Source organism: Mycobacterium sp. NGS26, assembly GCF_059813025.1.
This window is the reverse complement of sequence record NZ_JCALDU010000006.1, coordinates 15,703-31,453: the sequence shown is the minus strand read 5'-3', so window position 1 is coordinate 31,453 and position 15,751 is coordinate 15,703. Positions and strand designations below refer to the sequence as shown.

Here is a 15,751-nt window from a genome sequence, read left to right as displayed (position 1 = left end):
TCTTGCCGCAGTCGAACGTCTTATCAGTGAAGGGTTTTGGAGGTTTTCGGACATGACCACGCTGGTGCTGATCTGCATCGCCGCCGCCGCGCCCGTCGTCGGCGTCGGCCTGATGCAACTGCAGGCGCGCCTGGAGCAATGGGACTACGAACGGCACGCCGACGACTGACCCACACCGCCCTCCCCCCGACCGGACTCACCTCGACAACTGCATGCGAATGAGCGGCGCGATCTTGCCCGCCAGATACTCGTGCCCCGCGTCGTTGGGGTGCACGCCGTCGGGCCCGATCAGGTCGGGCCGGTCGACGAACCAGCGGTCGCCGATCGGGTCGACGAACGCCGCTCCCGCGGCCCGGGCCACCCCGTTGAGCACGTCGCGCACCAGCAGCATGGGGCCGGGCACGTCGGCGGTGGGCCACGGCGGCCCGATCACCAGCAGCCGCGCCGACGGCGCGAAGCGGCGCGCCAGGTCGAAGGCGTTGCGGGCCCGCTCGGCCAGCAGGCCCTGATCGGCGCCCTGGTCGTTGCGGGAACCGAAGAACACCACCAGCGCGTCCTCGGGCTTGACCGCCCGGGCCGTCAGGTCCTCGAAGACGCTGCCGTGGTCGCCGGGCACGGCATAGCCGGCCTTCCCCTCGGCCGCGACGTCGGCCGCGACCCGCACCCCGCGCGCGTTCAGAGCCTGCCAGGCGCGGGCGGTCCACGCGTTCGGGCCCAGGCCGCCCTCGTCGGTGCCGGTGGTGTAGGAGTCGCCGATCACGGCGACGTGGTGCAGCCGCGAGTCCACGCTGAGCAGGCCGTAGGCCCGCACCCGTGCCGGGCATGCCGCGTCCGCGAACGCCACGCCGACCAGCAGGGTGAGACCCATGACGAAAGTGGTCAGACGACTCACCACCACCTCCTCCGTGACCTGCCGCAGCCAAATCAACGGAATCGTACGAGGAAACCGACACGAAGTGGCGCCAACCCGCTGCTTACCGGCTTTTGTCCCGCGGCAGGGTCCCGCGGATCCCGGCCGGCCGCCGCCGCGGCCGTCTCCGAGAGGTTATGGGGCACAGCGCGATTCGCGCACCGTGGTGTCTGTCACACGGCGCTCACACGGCGCGGGCGGAAACGGCTTCCAGCCCGCCGTCGACCTGACGAAGCTTGGCGGCCGGCGCCTCGCTGGGCTCGATTTCGGGCTCCTCGGGCTCGGGCTTGGTCTCCACGGGCCGGACGTCGACCATCTTGCGCATCCACCGGCGGGCGGGTTCCTCGACGAGGTGATACATCAGCACCGACAGGCCCACGGCGATTACGAGCAGGCCAATGACGTTCCATTTCCACGGGTTGTCCGGCTCCCATGGCGTGAGGTTGAACTGGATCACCGCCCATCCCCACGACGTGTGCACCAGCTCGTGCACCATGTACAGGCAAAACGAGATCTGCCCGCCGTAAACCATCACCCGCGTCGACAGCAGCCTCGGCAGGCTGCCCAGGCCGATCGCCAGCGTGATCACCAGCGGGACGAACAGCACGTCGACCACACCGCCGCTGTCGTTCTCCACGACGCCGCTGATCGGGTGGGCGTGAAACCAGTACAGGACGCCGACCATGGTGGCCAGCAGCAGCAGGGAGAGGTACCCGGCGACGTGGCGGCCGCGGTCGGTCAGCCGCAACCTGCGCACGGCGGCGCAGGCCAGGGCGCCGGCGACGAACTGCGTCACGATCCGTGGCAGCCAGCTCCACGGCGTGTAGAACTGACCGCTGGCCAGCAGCATCACCACCGGCGGCAACGACGCCGCGAACGCCAGCAGCATCAGGCTGCGCGCCCGCGTCGCCTGCTTCATCCGCAAGATCACCAGCACCAGCACGGCGAAGAGCAGGTAGGCCAGCCATTCCGCGCTGATCGACCAGGCGGGCCCGTCCCAGCTGGAGTCGTCGAAGAACGGCACGAACCACAGCTGCACCAGCAGGACCTGGCGCACGTAGCTGATCGCGGTGAGCTGGGCCGCGTCGGGCGACGGGACGTGCCCGACGTGCAGGGTGAAGATCACCCACAGGGCGGCCAGGTGCAGGGTGACCAGGTACACCGGCCACACCCGGGCCAGCCGCAGCCACAGGAAGTGCAGGGTGGCCCGCGCCGACCAGGACCGGCCCATGCGCTCGAGGTAGTTCCACGTCAGCACGAACCCGCTGAGGATGAAGAACAGGTCGACGCCCTGCGCACCGCAGTTGAGCACCGGCGCGAGGGCATCGCGGAAATCGGGCGAGGCGTCGCTGAGCATGGGCCGGAAGTGAAACAGCACCACCCACACCGCGGCGACGATGCGGAGTCCCGTCAGGGCCTTGATCTCGCCCCTGATCTCTCCGCTGCGCACGCTAGTTTCTTTCCGTCTGGGCTGTGCTTGTTCGTTCGCTTCTGGTCCGGCTGACCGGGCGATCTCACCCTTTTGCAGGCCCCCCGACTGGCAACCGGCAGCTATGGCAGCGTAGCAGCGGGATCGCCGCGATGGCGGGACAGGACGTGGCGTGGCAGGTGGCGGAACGGCCGCAGATTCGCCACAGACCGGTTGCCGACCCCCGCGGGCCAGTTATTTAGCAAAGAGTTAGACGCGGCTTCCGGTCTCCTTAGATTCTGCTGGTTTTGTTGGAGGACAGGTTTGGCCGCGCTGCGTGATTCGCGGCGCCACGGGGAATGGGGCCGCTGATGACTCCACAGGAAAACGACACGTTCGACTGCGGTGGTGCCCAGATTCGGGCCCATTGTCGATCCCTGGCGACGGTGGTGACCATCCGGGGGGAGATCGACGCCGTCAACGCCGACTGGGTCGGCAAGTACATCCGGCGCTTCGTCGTCGGGCAAAACCCCGTGGTGCTCGACATGAGCGGCGTGACCCGCTTTGCCCCCGCCGGCATCTCGCTGTTGCAGACGATCGACGAGGACTGCGCCGCCGCCGGGGCGCAGTGGACGTTGGTCGCCGGCCCGGCGGTGGTCGAGCTGTTGGGCGACGGCTGGGACGCCACGCCCTCGCTGCACGACGCGCTGCACCGGCTGGCGGACGCGATCGTCGACCGGCGTCAGCGGGTGCTGCCGCTGATCAAGAAGACGGCCTAGGAGCCGCGCTCGCGCCGCAGCCTGGCCAGCCCCACCACCGCCAGCACGCCGGCGGTCGTCACCAGCAGCAGGGTCAGCAGCAGCAGCTGCGGGTCATACACCAGCGACGTGGTGTACGGCTGCCCGTCCGCGATGGGCGCCACACCCACGATGCGGCGCGCATGAAACCAGCTGAACCCGGCGCCCACCAGCGCGGCGGCGGCCAGCACCAGTTCGATCAGGGCCCGGCGGCGGGCGATCACGGCCCCGACCCGGGGTCGTCGTCGCGGTCGATGTCGTTGGCGTCCGACCGGGCGGGCTCCACCCGCTCCTGGACCAGCGGGGTCAGCGCCGCCCGGAGGTGACGATGGCGCCGCGCCCAGGCCTGCGCGGTGCGGCCCCCGGTCAGCTTGAGACCGATGCCCACCCGGCGGCGCGGCACACCGACCAATTCGCCCAGCGCCCGCGCCGACTGCCACTTCGCCAGGTCCTTGCCGGAGGCCTCGTGGTGCTCGGCCTCCGGATACACCCTGACGATCTCGCGTATCGGGACGGTTTCGGTGCCCTGGCGCAGGGCGTCCTCGGTGAGCTCGACGGAGACATGAATCCGCGCCGCCTTCACCTGCAACGCCACGAACGCCGACACCAGCACCAGGAAGATCGCCGGGACGACGAACGACACCGGGGCGCCGCTCCAGATCTCGATCAGGATCATGGCCAGCGCCGACGCCGGGCCCAACAAGACCCACCACCAGCTGGCGCCGGATTCGTAGAACAACGGCTTCGGTTCTCTCACGACAGCCAGCCTGCCGCATCGGCGGCCCAGTAGGTGAGCACCACGTCGGCTCCGGCGCGCCGGATGCCGGTCAGCGATTCGAGCGCCGCGGCGCGCTCGTCGATCCAGCCGTTGGCGGCCGCGGCGCAGATCATCGCGTACTCCCCCGACACCTGATAGGCGGCCACCGGCACCGGGGATATCGACGCCGCCGCCGAGACGATGTCGAGGTAGCCCATCGCCGGCTTGATCATCACGATGTCGGCGCCCTCGTCGAGGTCCAGCTCGACCTCGCGCAGCGCCTCGCGCAGGTTGCCCGGCTCCTGCTGGTAGGTGCGCCGGTCGCCGGACAGGCTGGAGCTCACCGCCTCGCGGAACGGCCCGTAGAACGCCGAGGCGAACTTCGCGGCGTAGGCCAGGATCACCACATCGGTGTGGCCCGCGGCGTCCAGGCCGTCGCGGATGGCGCCCACCTGGCCGTCCATCATCCCGCTCGGCCCAACGATATGCGCGCCCGATTCCGCTTGTGCCACAGCCAATTCCACGTAGCGGGCCAGGGTGGCGTCGTTGTCGACCCGGCCCCTGGCGTCGAGGACCCCGCAGTGCCCGTGGTCGGTGAACTCGTCCAGGCAGGTGTCGGCCATCAACACGGTGGCGTCGCCGAGGTCCTTGGCCAGATCGCGCAGCGCGACGTTGAGGATGCCGTCGGGGTCGGTGCCGGCCGAACCGGTCGCGTCCTTGTCCTGCTCGCGCGGCACGCCGAACAGCATCAGCCCGCCCACCCCGGCGGCGACGGCGGCCTCGGCGGCGCTGCGCAGCGAATCCCGGGTGTGCTGAACCACTTTCGGCATGGACGCGATGGGCCGCGGCTCGTCGATGCCATCCGCGACGAACATCGGCAGCACCAAATGCCTTGGCTCCAACGACGTTTGCGCGACCAAGCGGCGTAACGCCGGGGTGGAGCGCAGTCGACGCGGCCGCTGCCTCATTTTCGTGCGTTGACTCTGCGGTGAGGGCGGACCTTACTCGCACTTTTGCGCCATGGACGCAGAGTCAACGCCGGGCAGATCATCGCCTGCGGCTCTTCTTGCGCGGCGGTGGCAGCGCGCCCTCGGCGCGCAACCGCGCGGCGTGCTCGGCCAGCGCGTCGACCAGCGGACCGATCGCGGCGGTGTCGGGCTGGACATCCACCCGCAGGCCGAATTCGGCGGCGGTCTCGGCGGTCTTGGGGCCGATGCAGGCGATGATCGTCCGCGCGTGCGGCTTGCCCGCGATGCCGACCAGGTTGCGCACCGTCGAGCTCGACGTGAAGCACACCGCGTCGAAGCCGCCCGTCTTGATCATCTCGCGGGTGGCCGCCGGCGGCGGCGCGGCACGCACCGTCCGATAGGCGGTGACGTCCTCGATCTCCCAGCCGCGCTCGCGCAGTCCCTCGGCCAGGGTCTCGGTGGCGATGTCGGCCCGCGGCAGCAGGACGCGGTTCACCGGGTCGAAAACGCTGTCGTAGGGCGGGAAGTCGTCGAGCAGGCCCAGCGAGGACTGCTCCCCGGCCGGCACCAGCTCGGGGCTGATCCCGAAGGCCCGGACCCGGTCCGCCGTCGACTCGCCGACGCAGGCGATCTTCACCCCGGAGAACGCGCGGGCGTCCAGACCGAACTCGCCGAACTTCTCCCACACCGCGCGCACCGCGTTGGTGGAGGTGAACACCACCCACTGGAAGCGCCCGTCGACCAGGCCCTTCACGGCCCGTTCCATCTGGGCGGGGCTGCGCGGCGGCTCGACGGCGATGGTGGGCACCTCGATGGGCAGCGCGCCGTACGACGTCAGCCGCTCGCTCATCTCCCCGGCCTGATCCTTGGTGCGGGGCACCAGCACGGTCCAGCCGTACAGGGCGCGGCTCTCCCACCAGTTCAGCTTGGCCCGGGCGCTCACGGTCTTGCCGATGGTCACCACCAGCGGCCCGGTGAGCGGACCCGCCGGGTCGGTGCCGCCCAGCACGGCCGAGTCGGTCAACCCGCCCAGCGTGGTCTCCACCGAGCGCTGCTGGCACGTGGTGCCGTGCGCGGTCACCACGCACGGCGTGGTCTCGGACAGCTCGTGCTCGATCAGGGTGCGGGCCGCGTCGGCCAGATGCGACGCGGTGGCCTGCAGGATCAGCGGCCCGGGCGCGGCGGCCAGCGCCTCCCAGTCGACGTCGCCGCGCACGTCGGCCACCGTGTGCGACGAGCCCAGCGGCAGCCCGGCGTACGTCGGCACCGCGTTGGTGGCGGCCAGCCCGGGGATGATCTCGATGTGCAGGTGGCTGCGCGCGACGGCGTTCACCTCGGTGATGACCGCGTCGACGGTCAGCGGGTCGCCGGCCACCAGCCGCACCACGTCGACACCCGAACGGGCCTCGGCGGTAAGCATCTTGGCGACTTCGGCGGGCTCGCCCAGCGCCGGGCGGACGTCGGGACCGCCGGACAGCACGGCGTGGCCCTGGTCCCCGCCGGCGGCGGCGTCGGCCTTGTCCGTGGCCGGCTCGGCGGGCGCCGGGCCGGACACCGGCGGCAGATCCTTGCCGATCAGCGCCAGCACCGACTCGGGCACGTCGGGGTCGGTGAACACCAGCGCGGCGTTCGCCAGCACCGTCGCGGCCCGGGCGGTCAGCAGTCCGGGGTCGCCGGGACCGGAGCCCACGAACGTGATGTGGCCCGGTTTCGGCTTACGCCCTCGCGTCGTCATTGTCGCTCCCACTCTTCATCGCGCGGGGTCTTGCCGCGCCCCGCGCATCAGCTCCCGCGCGCCCAGCTCGAACAGCTCCGCGGCGACCGAGAGCCCGAGGTCTCGTGCCCGACCGGGATCGCCGATGCCGGACGCGCGGATCACGTCGGATCCGTCCAGCGCCGCCACGCAGCCGCGCAGCGACAGCTCTTCGAAGACGTGGCCCTCCTCATCGATGGACTCGACCACCTCGGCGATCGCGCCCACCGGCGCGGAGCAGCCCGCCTCCAGTTCGGCCAGCAGGGCTCGCTCCGCGGTGACCGCCGCGCGGGTGTCGGCGTCGTCCAACTCCGCCAGCACCGCGGCCAGCCGGTTGTCGTCGGCGCGGCATTCGACGGCGAGCGCGCCCTGAGCCGGTGCTGGCAACATCTGCACCGGCTCTAGCGTCTCGGTGACATCGTCGAGGCGGCCCAACCGGGCCAGACCGGCCCGGGCCACCACGACGGCGTCAAGATCACCACTGCTTACCCTGTTCAACCTGGTATCTAGGTTGCCTCGTAGGGGGCGGATTTCCAAACCGAGACCCAATGCTCTAAGCTGTGCGGCCCGTCGCGGGGAGGACGTGCCCACCAGCGAACCCGCCGGCAACTCCCCGAGCACCAGCCCGTCGCGGGCCACCACCGCGTCGCGCGGGTCGTTGCGGGGCGGTATCGCGGCCACCAGGAACCGGGGGTCCTCGGCCGTCGGCAAATCCTTGTGCGAGTGCACGGCCGCGTCGACGCGCCCGTCCTCGATGGCCTCGCGCAGCGCGGTAGTGAACGCGCCCACGCCGAGGCTTTCGATGGGCGCCGACGACCGGTCGCCCGCGGTGCTGACGGTCACCAACTCGGCGGGGTGGCCCTTGGCGATCAGGGCGTCCCGCACGCCGGCGGCCTGGGTGGTGGCCAGCAGACTGCCCCGGGTGCCTATCCGGATCACGTTCGGCAACGGCTACTCGGCGGAGGATTGTGGGGCATCGAATCCCGTTGATATCACTGGCAATTCACCCGCCGCGACGGCGTCGACGGCGGTCTGGTCGAGTTCGAACAGCTCGCGCAGCGCTTCGGCGTAGCTGTCACCGCCGGGGGCGCTGGCGAGTTGTTTGATCCGCACGGTCGGCGCGTGCAGCAGCTTGTCGACCACTCGGCGCACGGTGCGGGCGACCTCCTCGCGCTGGGCGCTCTCCAGGCCGGGCAGCCGGTTCTCCAGCCGCAGCAGCTCGGCCTCGACGACGTCGGCGGCCCGCTGGCGCAGCGCGGTCACCGTCGGGGTGACCTCGGCCATCCGCTGACCGGCCAGGTAGGCGGCGACCTCGGCCGCCACGATGTGGCGGGCGGCGTCGACGTCGGCCGCCGCGGCGTGCGCGGAGGGTTCGTGCTGGACGCGCTCGACGTCGACGACCCAGACGCCGGGCAGCCCGGCCACCGCCGGGTCGACGTCGCGCGGCATGCCCAGGTCGCAGATGACCAGCGGGTGGGTGGTCTCGTCGACGATCGAGCGGCGGGCCGCGGCCAGGGCGTGGTGCACGTCGGCCAGCGACACCACCGGGCTCACCGCGCCGGTGCAGCTGACCACGACGTCGGCGTCGGCCAGCGCGTCGGGCAGCCGGTCCAGCGTGAGCGCCTCGGCTTTGACGCCGGATTCGCGGATCTTGCGGGCCAGCCGCTGCGCCCGGGACAGCGACCTGTTGATCACCTGGATGCGTTCGATGCCGGCGCGGGTCAGGTGCGCCGACGACAGCGCGCCCATCGCCCCGGCGCCGATCACGACGGCGGTCTTGCCCGGCAGCCCGCCCAGCTTGCGTTCGGCCATGCCGAGGGCGACGGAGACCACCGAGGCGCCGGCCGCGTCGATGGCGGTTTCGGAATGCACCCGCTTGCCCACCGACAGCGCCCGCTGCGCCAGCTCGTGCAGGACCCGGCCGACGGTGCGATTGGTCTCGGCGGTGGCGTAGGCGCGCCGCACCTGGCCCAGCACCTGCTGCTCGCCGACCACCGCGGAATCCAGGCCGCTGGCAACGGCGAACAGGTGCTCGACGGCGGCCTCGCTGTAGCGCACGTAGGCGTACTTGGTCAGGTCGCCCATCGACATGCCGGAGTGGTCCGACAGCACCTGCCCGATCACCGCCAACCCGCCGTGGAAGGCGTCCACCACCGCGTAGACCTCGACCCGGTTGCATGTCGACAGCACCATGGCCTCGGTCACCAGCGGGGACTGCAACACCCGGTCGACGATCTTGATCTGGTCGGAGTCGTCGATGCTGAGTTGTTCCAGGACGGGGACCGGCGCACTGCGGTGCGAAACTCCGAAAAGCAGGATGCTCACGGCAGCATCACCTGGCCAGCTCCCTTGCTTCCTCCAGTAACTGAACTGGTGTCCACGGTAAACGGTGATCAGGTGGGCTACCAAATAATTGCCCCGCCGCGGAGCCGGCCGCGGGCCGCGTCCTCACCGGGTGAGATCGGCGCGAAGTCGCGGCTCGTCGAGCTCCCAGTAGCTGTGTTCGCGACCGTCCAGCAGGACCACCGGCAAACGATCGCCGAACTCGGCGCGCGGCCCGGGGTTGCCGGCCTTGGCGGCGGCGTCGACGTCGGTGGTGGACAGGTCGAAGCCCAGCTCATCGGCCAGTTCCGCGAGCCTTTTGTGTACTCGCGCGCAGATGGTGCAGCCGTCGCGGGTCAGCAGTTCGACCTGCCGTGTTGTCATGGCCACCAGTGTGCCGGGTGAATTGTGGACGCGCCCGCCGCTGGTTAGGTTTCCGCTGTGGCTACCAGCGACGACCTGCGCGTCGACCCCGCGGTGATGCAGGGGTTTGCCCAGGCGCTGCGCGGTGGCGCTTCGGACCTGCGGGCGCGGTTGGCCGAGCTCGACGCGCAGGTGAGCGAGGTGCTGGGCGGCTGGCGCGGCGGCGCCGGCAGCGCCTACGGCTCCGCGTGGGAGATGTGGCATCGCGGGGCCGCCGAGGTGGAGCTGGGCCTGTCGATGCTGGCGAGGGCGGTGGCCCAGGCCGGCGAGGGCTATCAGCAAAACGAGGCCGCCTCCGCGCAGACGCTGCGGGAGGTGCGTGGTGGCTGAGGCTTTTCGGGTGGATCCCGAGGCGCTGGCCGACGCGGTCGAGCGGATGGCGGAGTTTCAGCGCTACACGGAAAGCATGCTCGCCGAAATCGACTCTCTGGTAACGAATTTGCACGCGACGTGGACCGGACAGGGCGCGGCGGCCCATGCCGAGGCACACCGGCATTGGGCGCGCGGCGAGGCGATGATGCGCGAGGCGTTGGCTCAATTGCGAACCGCCGCCCACACCGCGCACGGCAACTACACCGGCGCCATCGCCAAGAATTCGAGCATGTGGTCGTGAGCTAATGGCGCCGCTGGCAGTCGACCCCGCGGCCCTCGACGGCGCGGGTGCCTCGGTGGTGACGGCCGGCGAGGGCTTGGGCTCGGTGATCTCGACGCTGACCGCGGCGCTGTCGGGGTGTTCCGGGATGGCCGGCGACGATCCCGCCGGCGCGGCGCTGGGCCGCAGCTACGACGGGTCGGCGTCCAAGCTCGTCGAGGCGATGGTGGTCACCCGAAACGGGTTGTGCAGCCTCGGAGATGGCGTGCGGATGTCGGCACACAACTACTCGCTGGCCGAGGCGCAGTCCGACGTTTCCGGCCACGGCAACCCGCTTCCGGCGCCCCCGTCGACGGGCCCGATCTCGGCGGGCGCGCCGCCGTCGTCGGTCGGAGCCGGCGACGGCCCCCCGGCGGGCTGGGGGTGGGTGGCCCCGTTCATCGGAATGATTTGGCCCACAGGGGATTCGGGGAAACTGCGAGCCGCGGCCGCGGCATGGAGTGCGGCGGGCACGCAGTTCGGGATGGCCGAAATCCTGGGGACGGGCGCCCCGATGGGAGCCGTTCGCGCCCAACAGATTCCGGAGGGCCCGGCCATCGATCGCGCGTTCACCGACGCCTACAGCAGCACCACCGGCATCGTCGCACAGTGCCAAAAGGTCGCCACCCAGCTGAACAGCTACGCGGCCAAGATCGACAAGGTCCACGCCGCGATCCTGGATCTGCTGGCGCGCATCTGTGACCCGATGACCGGGATCAAAGAGGTCTGGGAATTCCTGACCGACCAAGACGAAGACGAGATCAAGAAAATCGCCGACGACATCCGCACGGTGGTGGACAACTTCACGAGCGAGGTCGATGCGCTGCGAGCCGAAATCGCGGCCACTCTCGGCGAGGCGGCCACGATCGCCACCACGATGGGCGGTTACGCCTCGAAGCAGTGGGATCAGTTCCTGCACGGCACCGATATCGGGCGGGCGATCAACCAGGTCGGGCAATACGGCAAGGGCGTCTGGTGCGAGGCCGGTGGTTTCGTCAAGGGGCTCTACGACATCAGTCAACTGCGGCTGGTGGTGGACCCGGTGGGTTACTACCGCGATTTGGGCGAGATGGCCGAGGGAGCCGCGCCGCTCGTCGGCTTGGGCCCTGACGGTGGGCCCGGTTGGCAGGAGTCGTGGAAGCAGCTGGGCAAGGGCCTCGTTCATTGGGACGAGTGGGACAAGAATCCCGCCGAAGCCGCGGGCCGGAGCGTGTTCGACATCGCCACGCTGGCCCTGCCCGGCGGGCCGCTATCGAAGCTGGGCAAGGCAGGCCGGACCGCCGCCGATGCGCTTAGAGGGTTACGGAGGCCGCCCGAGCTGCCCAAGCTTCCCGAGCCGCCGTCGATCAAGCCGCCCGCCGTGCCGCCGCCGGAGTCGGGCCCGAAGCTGCCGGAACCCGGCCGCCCCGGACCCGCGCCGCCGAGTGCGCCTGCGCCCGGTAAGCCTCCCGTGCCGCACGGCCCGACAGAATCCCGGCCGCCCGTCGAGCGGCCACCTGCGGGCGAGCCGCCGAAACCGACTGGGGCGCCGCACGAGTCCCCACCGCAGGTGTCCGCACCCGCAGAAGGCAAGCCGCCGCCGCACGAGTCAGGCGCGGCGCCAGCCGCCGCGCCGGCAGAACGTACGCCACCCCACCCACCGCCGCACGAGCTCACGCCTGTCGCTGCGGCCCCTGCAGCCGGAGCTCCGGCCGAATCGGTTCCGAGTGCCGCGTCGGCGTCCGCGCCCGGGGGTTCGGCACCTTCGGTGCCCGGGCCGCATCTGTCGTCGCCGTCGTCTGGCGGCATGGTTGGGGCGTCTGGTGAGGCACCACCGCCTTTCGGTGGGCCACCGCACGGCGAACCGGGCGGCGGAGCACCGGGCGCTCACCCGGGCAGCGGCGATCCGGGCGCCGGAGAGTCGGGCGGTGGCGCGCCCCACGGATCCGGCGACGGCACACCAGACGGGTCCGGTGATGGCGAAAGCGCTCCTGGAGATCACGGCCACGACGGCGATCACGAGCCGCCGACAGCGAGGGACGTCTTCCCCAGCGCAAAAGAATACGGTGACCTCACCGAAGACCAATACCACGAGCAATTTGAGGATGAAAATGGGAGGTTACGATATCCCGATGCTCATGATCCCGCCAAGCCATACGCGATTCCCGGTACCGCCCATGATTTGACTGACGCAGAGATACAGGCTTTGGACGGAAAGAAACTCGATCGCGTCGGCTATCCCGGCGGAGAATGGCTAGCTCCGGCAGGCACCCCTTATGAGGGACGCTCGCTTCCCCACACAAGCCTGGACAAGCCCTATTCCGTCTATACGGTACATGCCGAAGTCGGGCTGCCGCCCGGATGGAAAATTGAGCTGTCCACAGCAGCGCCTTGGTTCGGGCATCCCGGTGGTGAGCCTCAATATTTCCTGATAGCACCGAAGGATGCGGAAGCTAGCATCGAAGAGCTTCTCGATACAGGGTTTTTGACGGACGACGAATTCAAGCTTCCAGGAGAAGGCAAATGATCGATATTTACGTCGACCTGACCGAGTTTCCCCGCACACTCCACCGCATCGTCAACTCGTGGTACCGATGGCAAGCGGTCTATTTCCGGAAGTCCGGTATTGAACCCGAACGTGATCCGACTACCGGACAGATTGCTTGGGGAACACGGCCGCCAACAATGACGGATGCGGGCGAGCTATGCTTTATTGATGATGGAGAGATTTCCTATTATCTGATATTCGAAGATGGTCAATATTACATTGATAAGAAATCGCGTAGCTCGCGAGGCCGCTACTGGATGTTTAGGCGTTTCGAAGACGCCGAGAAGTATATGCTGTTTTTAATAAGCCAAATGGTTCGGCCGGGCAAATATAGCGATTCGCCGAGCTTTCGCTGGTATAGAGCCGGCCTAGATCCCAGGGTAACTTTGGCGAAGCCCGATCCGGTAAACCATCCCGGCCGCGTGAGCTTGCGCGTGGACCAAGAAGCCACCGATCGCGGGTGGATGACCGAGCACAACGCCATCGCCGGATCCCATGTGATCACTCCCAGTTTCGAGGAACTCGAGGAAACACTCCGGGACGGCATTCCGCAAGACTGGTTTGACATCAATGTCGTCGCGGAATAAATGGCGTACGGACTTGCCGACCCGCCAAAGGTCGCGCTTCGGACACTAGGTCGCGCATCCAGAACACGAGCGGCGCGTCCCGCGCCCAAGCTCGGCCCAGGCGAGGCGCAAGCCCTCCGCGCAACCGCCGGATAGGGTTGATATCGGCCGCGCGCGGGAGCGCGGCCACCGGGCCAGCGATCGTAGGAGGTTGAGCGATGACTTCCTCCGCGCCGGGTGCTGCGCCGGGCTCCGTGCCGGGCGGCGCGGAACCAACCGCTCCCGTCGACCTGCAGTCGGTGGCCGCCGACGCCAGCGCCGCACGCGCGCTCGAGGGCATGGAGGAAGCGGCCGCGGCGGAGGATCACCCGCAGCCGCCCGTCGACCTGACCGCCGCGGCGTTCTTCGACGTGGACAACACCCTGGTGCAGGGCTCCTCGGCGGTGCACTTCGGACGCGGGCTGGCCGCGCGCGACTACTTCACCTATCGCGATGTGCTCGGATTCATCTACGCGCAGGCCAAGTTTCAGTTGCTCGGCAAGGAGAACAGCAACGACGTCGCCGCCGGTCGGCGCAAGGCGCTCGCTTTCATCGAGGGCCGGTCGGTGTCGGAGCTGGAGCGCCTGGGCGAGGAGATCTACGACGAGATCATCGCCGACAAGATCTGGGCGGGCACCCGCGAGCTCACCCAAATGCATCTCGATGCCGGCCAACAGGTTTGGTTGATCACCGCCACCCCATACGAACTCGCGGCGACGATCGCGCGGCGGCTCGGCCTGACCGGCGCGCTGGGCACCGTCGCCGAGTCGGTCGACGGGGTGTTCACCGGCCGGCTGGTGGGCGAGATCCTGCACGGCACCGGAAAGGCCCACGCCGTGCGGTCGCTGGCGATCCGGGAGGGGCTCAACCTCAAACGCTGCACCGCCTATTCCGACAGCTACAACGACGTGCCCATGCTGTCGTTGGTGGGCACGGCGGTCGCCATCAACCCCGACGCGCGGTTACGCGCGCTGGCGCGCGAGCGCGGGTGGGAGATCCGCGACTTCCGCACCGCCCGCAAGGCGGCCCGGATCGGGGTGCCGTCGGCCCTGGCGCTCGGCGCGGCGGGCGGTGCGCTGGCCGCGTTGGCGTCGCGACGCCAATCGCGCTGATAAGCTGCGCCGCTGAGCACCAATCCGAGCAGAAAGCAAGACGGGCATGACAGTCCCCAAAGAGGCCGAAGGCCTCATCGGCAGCCACTACCGGGCGCCGGACTACTTCCAGGTCGGACGCGAGAAGATCCGCGAGTTCGCGGCCGCGGTGAAAGACGAACACCCGACGCACTACAACGAGGCCGACGCCGCCGAGGCCGGCTACCCCGCTCTGGTGGCGCCGCTGACGTTCCTGGCGATCGCGGGACGCCGTGTGCAGCTCGAGATCTTCACCAAGTTCGACATCCCGATCAACCTCGCCCGGGTCCTGCACCGCGACCAGAAGTTCATCTTTCACCGGCCGATCCTGGCCCACGACAAGCTGTACTTCGACACGTATCTAGACTCGGTGATCGAGTCCCACGGCGCAGTGATCTCCGAAATCCGTAGCGAGGTCACAGACGCCGAGGGCAAACCGGTGGTCACCAGCGTCGTCACGATGCTGGGAGAAGCGGCGCATCAAGAAGCGGACGCCGCGACGACCGCCGCTGCAATTGCATCCATATCTGCCGGAAAGTAGGGTCGATTCAATGACGTCACAGGGTGAAACGGGTGGCACCCAGCTGAAGCCCCCGGTCGAAGCAGTCCGATCCCACTACGACAAATCGAACGAGTTCTTCAAGCTTTGGCTTGACCCGTCGATGACCTACAGCTGCGCCTACTTCGAAGAGCGCCCGAACATGACGCTCGAGGAAGCCCAGTACGCCAAGCGCAAGCTCGCGCTCGACAAGCTCAACCTCGAGCCCGGCATGACGCTGCTCGACATCGGCTGCGGCTGGGGCTCGACCATGCGGCACGCGGTGCAGGAGTACGACGTCAACGTCATCGGCCTGACGCTGAGCGAGAACCAGTACGCCCACGACGTGGAGAAGTTCAAAGAGGTTGACAGCCCGCGCCGCAAAGAGGTTCGGATCCAGGGCTGGGAAGAATTCGACGAGCCGGTGGACCGGATCGTGTCACTGGGCGCCTTCGAGCACTTCGCCGATGGCGCCGGCGACGCCGGGTTCGAGCGCTACGGCACCTTCTTCAAGAAGTACTACGACCTGACGCCCGACGACGGCCGGATGCTGCTGCACTCGATCATCATCCCGGACAAAGAGGAAGCCGAGGAGCGCGGCCTCGGGGCGCCGATGAGCCTGCTGCGCTTCATCAAGTTCATCCTGACCGAGATCTTCCCGGGCGGCCGGCTGCCCCGGATCTCGCAGGTCGACCACTACTCGTCCAACGCCGGCTGGAAGGTCGAGCGCTACCACCGCATCGGCCATAACTACGTGCCGACGCTCAACGCTTGGGCCGACGCGCTGGAGGCGCACAAGGACGAGGCGATCGCCCTGAAGGGGCAGGAGACCTACGACATCTACATGCACTACCTGCGTGGGTGCTCGGACCTGTTCCGCGACCACTACACCGACGTCTGCCAGTTCACGCTCGTCAAGTAAGCCGGCAACTACCGCTGAGCAGACGTAAAAGCCCCCGAAAACTATGGTTTTCGGGGGCTT

The 15,751-nt window shown here is 69.0% G+C and carries 17 protein-coding genes; 8 read left to right on the top strand and 9 right to left on the bottom strand.

The features are described 5' to 3' along the window. Positions 1-196: 196 nt before the first annotated feature. Positions 197-892: an Rv0518 family GDSL lipase gene (locus tag AC5Y6X_RS19280; RefSeq protein WP_499988483.1), complete on the bottom strand. Its 696-nt coding sequence runs from the start codon at positions 890-892 to the stop codon at positions 197-199. Between the two features lie 202 nt (positions 893-1,094). After that, entirely contained in the window at positions 1,095-2,360 is a 1,266-nt protein-coding gene (locus AC5Y6X_RS19275) for an acyltransferase family protein (protein WP_499988482.1), read from the bottom strand. 329 nt (positions 2,361-2,689) lie between these two features. On the opposite strand from AC5Y6X_RS19275, the gene AC5Y6X_RS19270 reads away from it, so the two are divergent. Continuing rightward, positions 2,690-3,097, top strand: coding sequence for an STAS domain-containing protein (locus AC5Y6X_RS19270; RefSeq protein WP_499988480.1), 408 nt, complete (start codon positions 2,690-2,692; stop codon positions 3,095-3,097). Here the strand turns inward: AC5Y6X_RS19270 and AC5Y6X_RS19265 are convergent. From AC5Y6X_RS19265 to AC5Y6X_RS19235, 7 genes are all read right to left on the bottom strand, one after another. Then, the gene (locus tag AC5Y6X_RS19265; RefSeq protein ID WP_499988479.1) at positions 3,094-3,339 is read right to left on the bottom strand and encodes a hypothetical protein; all 246 of its coding nucleotides are present in this window, start codon (positions 3,337-3,339) and stop codon (positions 3,094-3,096) included. The genes AC5Y6X_RS19270 and AC5Y6X_RS19265 overlap by 4 nt on opposite strands. Further along, positions 3,336-3,854: a transport-regulating membrane protein Mce1N gene (gene mce1N, locus AC5Y6X_RS19260; RefSeq protein WP_499988865.1), complete on the bottom strand. Its 519-nt coding sequence runs from the start codon at positions 3,852-3,854 to the stop codon at positions 3,336-3,338. Before mce1N ends, AC5Y6X_RS19265 begins: the two co-directional genes overlap by 4 nt. A 14-nt stretch (positions 3,855-3,868) precedes the next feature. Next, on the bottom strand, positions 3,869-4,840 hold the full coding sequence (hemB, locus tag AC5Y6X_RS19255) for a porphobilinogen synthase (RefSeq protein WP_499988478.1): 972 nt from the start codon (positions 4,838-4,840) through the stop codon (positions 3,869-3,871). Positions 4,841-4,919: 79 nt separating this feature from the next. Then, a complete protein-coding gene (locus tag AC5Y6X_RS19250; RefSeq protein ID WP_499988476.1) occupies positions 4,920-6,575 on the bottom strand; it encodes a bifunctional uroporphyrinogen-III C-methyltransferase/uroporphyrinogen-III synthase in 1,656 nt (551 codons plus the stop codon). 15 nt (positions 6,576-6,590) lie between these two features. Beyond that, entirely contained in the window at positions 6,591-7,532 is a 942-nt protein-coding gene (gene hemC, locus AC5Y6X_RS19245) for a hydroxymethylbilane synthase (RefSeq protein WP_499988864.1), read from the bottom strand. Between the two features lie 12 nt (positions 7,533-7,544). Then, positions 7,545-8,918, bottom strand: a complete 1,374-nt coding sequence (locus tag AC5Y6X_RS19240) for a glutamyl-tRNA reductase (protein ID WP_499988474.1) — start codon at positions 8,916-8,918, stop codon at positions 7,545-7,547. A 123-nt stretch (positions 8,919-9,041) separates the two neighbouring features. After that, positions 9,042-9,299 (bottom strand): glutaredoxin family protein, encoded by a 258-nt coding sequence (locus AC5Y6X_RS19235; RefSeq protein ID WP_499988472.1) that lies wholly within the window; start codon positions 9,297-9,299, stop codon positions 9,042-9,044. 57 nt (positions 9,300-9,356) lie between these two features. Here AC5Y6X_RS19235 and AC5Y6X_RS19230 point away from each other — a divergent pair, with 57 nt between their 5' ends. The 7 genes from AC5Y6X_RS19230 to cmaA2 all read left to right on the top strand — a co-directional run bounded on the left by AC5Y6X_RS19230 (position 9,357) and on the right by cmaA2 (position 15,691). Then, entirely contained in the window at positions 9,357-9,668 is a 312-nt protein-coding gene (locus AC5Y6X_RS19230) for a WXG100 family type VII secretion target (protein ID WP_499988470.1), read from the top strand. Continuing rightward, the gene (locus tag AC5Y6X_RS19225) at positions 9,661-9,951 is read left to right on the top strand and encodes a WXG100 family type VII secretion target (protein WP_499988468.1); all 291 of its coding nucleotides are present in this window, start codon (positions 9,661-9,663) and stop codon (positions 9,949-9,951) included. Before AC5Y6X_RS19230 ends, AC5Y6X_RS19225 begins: the two co-directional genes overlap by 8 nt. 4 nt (positions 9,952-9,955) lie before the next feature. Next, a complete protein-coding gene (locus AC5Y6X_RS19220) occupies positions 9,956-12,475 on the top strand; it encodes a TNT domain-containing protein (RefSeq protein ID WP_499988466.1) in 2,520 nt (839 codons plus the stop codon). Next, the gene (locus AC5Y6X_RS19215) at positions 12,472-13,083 is read left to right on the top strand and encodes an Imm61 family immunity protein (protein ID WP_499988465.1); all 612 of its coding nucleotides are present in this window, start codon (positions 12,472-12,474) and stop codon (positions 13,081-13,083) included. Before AC5Y6X_RS19220 ends, AC5Y6X_RS19215 begins: the two co-directional genes overlap by 4 nt. Positions 13,084-13,280: 197 nt before the next feature. After that, positions 13,281-14,213 carry an HAD family hydrolase gene (locus tag AC5Y6X_RS19210; protein WP_499988464.1) on the top strand — a complete coding sequence of 311 codons (933 nt, stop codon included), beginning with the start codon at positions 13,281-13,283 and terminating at the stop codon, positions 14,211-14,213. A gap of 46 nt (positions 14,214-14,259) precedes the next feature. Further along, positions 14,260-14,772: an FAS1-like dehydratase domain-containing protein gene (locus AC5Y6X_RS19205; protein ID WP_324681121.1), complete on the top strand. Its 513-nt coding sequence runs from the start codon at positions 14,260-14,262 to the stop codon at positions 14,770-14,772. A 10-nt stretch (positions 14,773-14,782) separates the two neighbouring features. Further along, positions 14,783-15,691, top strand: coding sequence for a cyclopropane mycolic acid synthase CmaA2 (cmaA2, locus tag AC5Y6X_RS19200; protein WP_499988463.1), 909 nt, complete (start codon positions 14,783-14,785; stop codon positions 15,689-15,691). Positions 15,692-15,751: the final 60 nt, after the last annotated feature.

Excerpts from the sequence above, each read along its gene's own strand:
- AC5Y6X_RS19270 (WP_499988480.1), top strand. The coding sequence starts at position 2,690 with ATGACTCCACAGGAAAACGACACGTTCGACTGCGGTGGTGCCCAGATT.
- AC5Y6X_RS19205 (WP_324681121.1), top strand. The coding sequence starts at position 14,260 with ATGACAGTCCCCAAAGAGGCCGAAGGCCTCATCGGCAGCCACTACCGG.
- cmaA2 (WP_499988463.1), top strand. The coding sequence starts at position 14,783 with ATGACGTCACAGGGTGAAACGGGTGGCACCCAGCTGAAGCCCCCGGTC.
- AC5Y6X_RS19235 (WP_499988472.1), bottom strand. The coding sequence starts at position 9,299 with ATGACAACACGGCAGGTCGAACTGCTGACCCGCGACGGCTGCACCATC.
- AC5Y6X_RS19210 (WP_499988464.1), top strand. The coding sequence starts at position 13,281 with ATGACTTCCTCCGCGCCGGGTGCTGCGCCGGGCTCCGTGCCGGGCGGC.
- AC5Y6X_RS19250 (WP_499988476.1), bottom strand. The coding sequence starts at position 6,575 with ATGACGACGCGAGGGCGTAAGCCGAAACCGGGCCACATCACGTTCGTG.
- AC5Y6X_RS19220 (WP_499988466.1), top strand. The coding sequence starts at position 9,956 with ATGGCGCCGCTGGCAGTCGACCCCGCGGCCCTCGACGGCGCGGGTGCC.
- hemB (WP_499988478.1), bottom strand. The coding sequence starts at position 4,840 with ATGAGGCAGCGGCCGCGTCGACTGCGCTCCACCCCGGCGTTACGCCGC.
- AC5Y6X_RS19215 (WP_499988465.1), top strand. The coding sequence starts at position 12,472 with ATGATCGATATTTACGTCGACCTGACCGAGTTTCCCCGCACACTCCAC.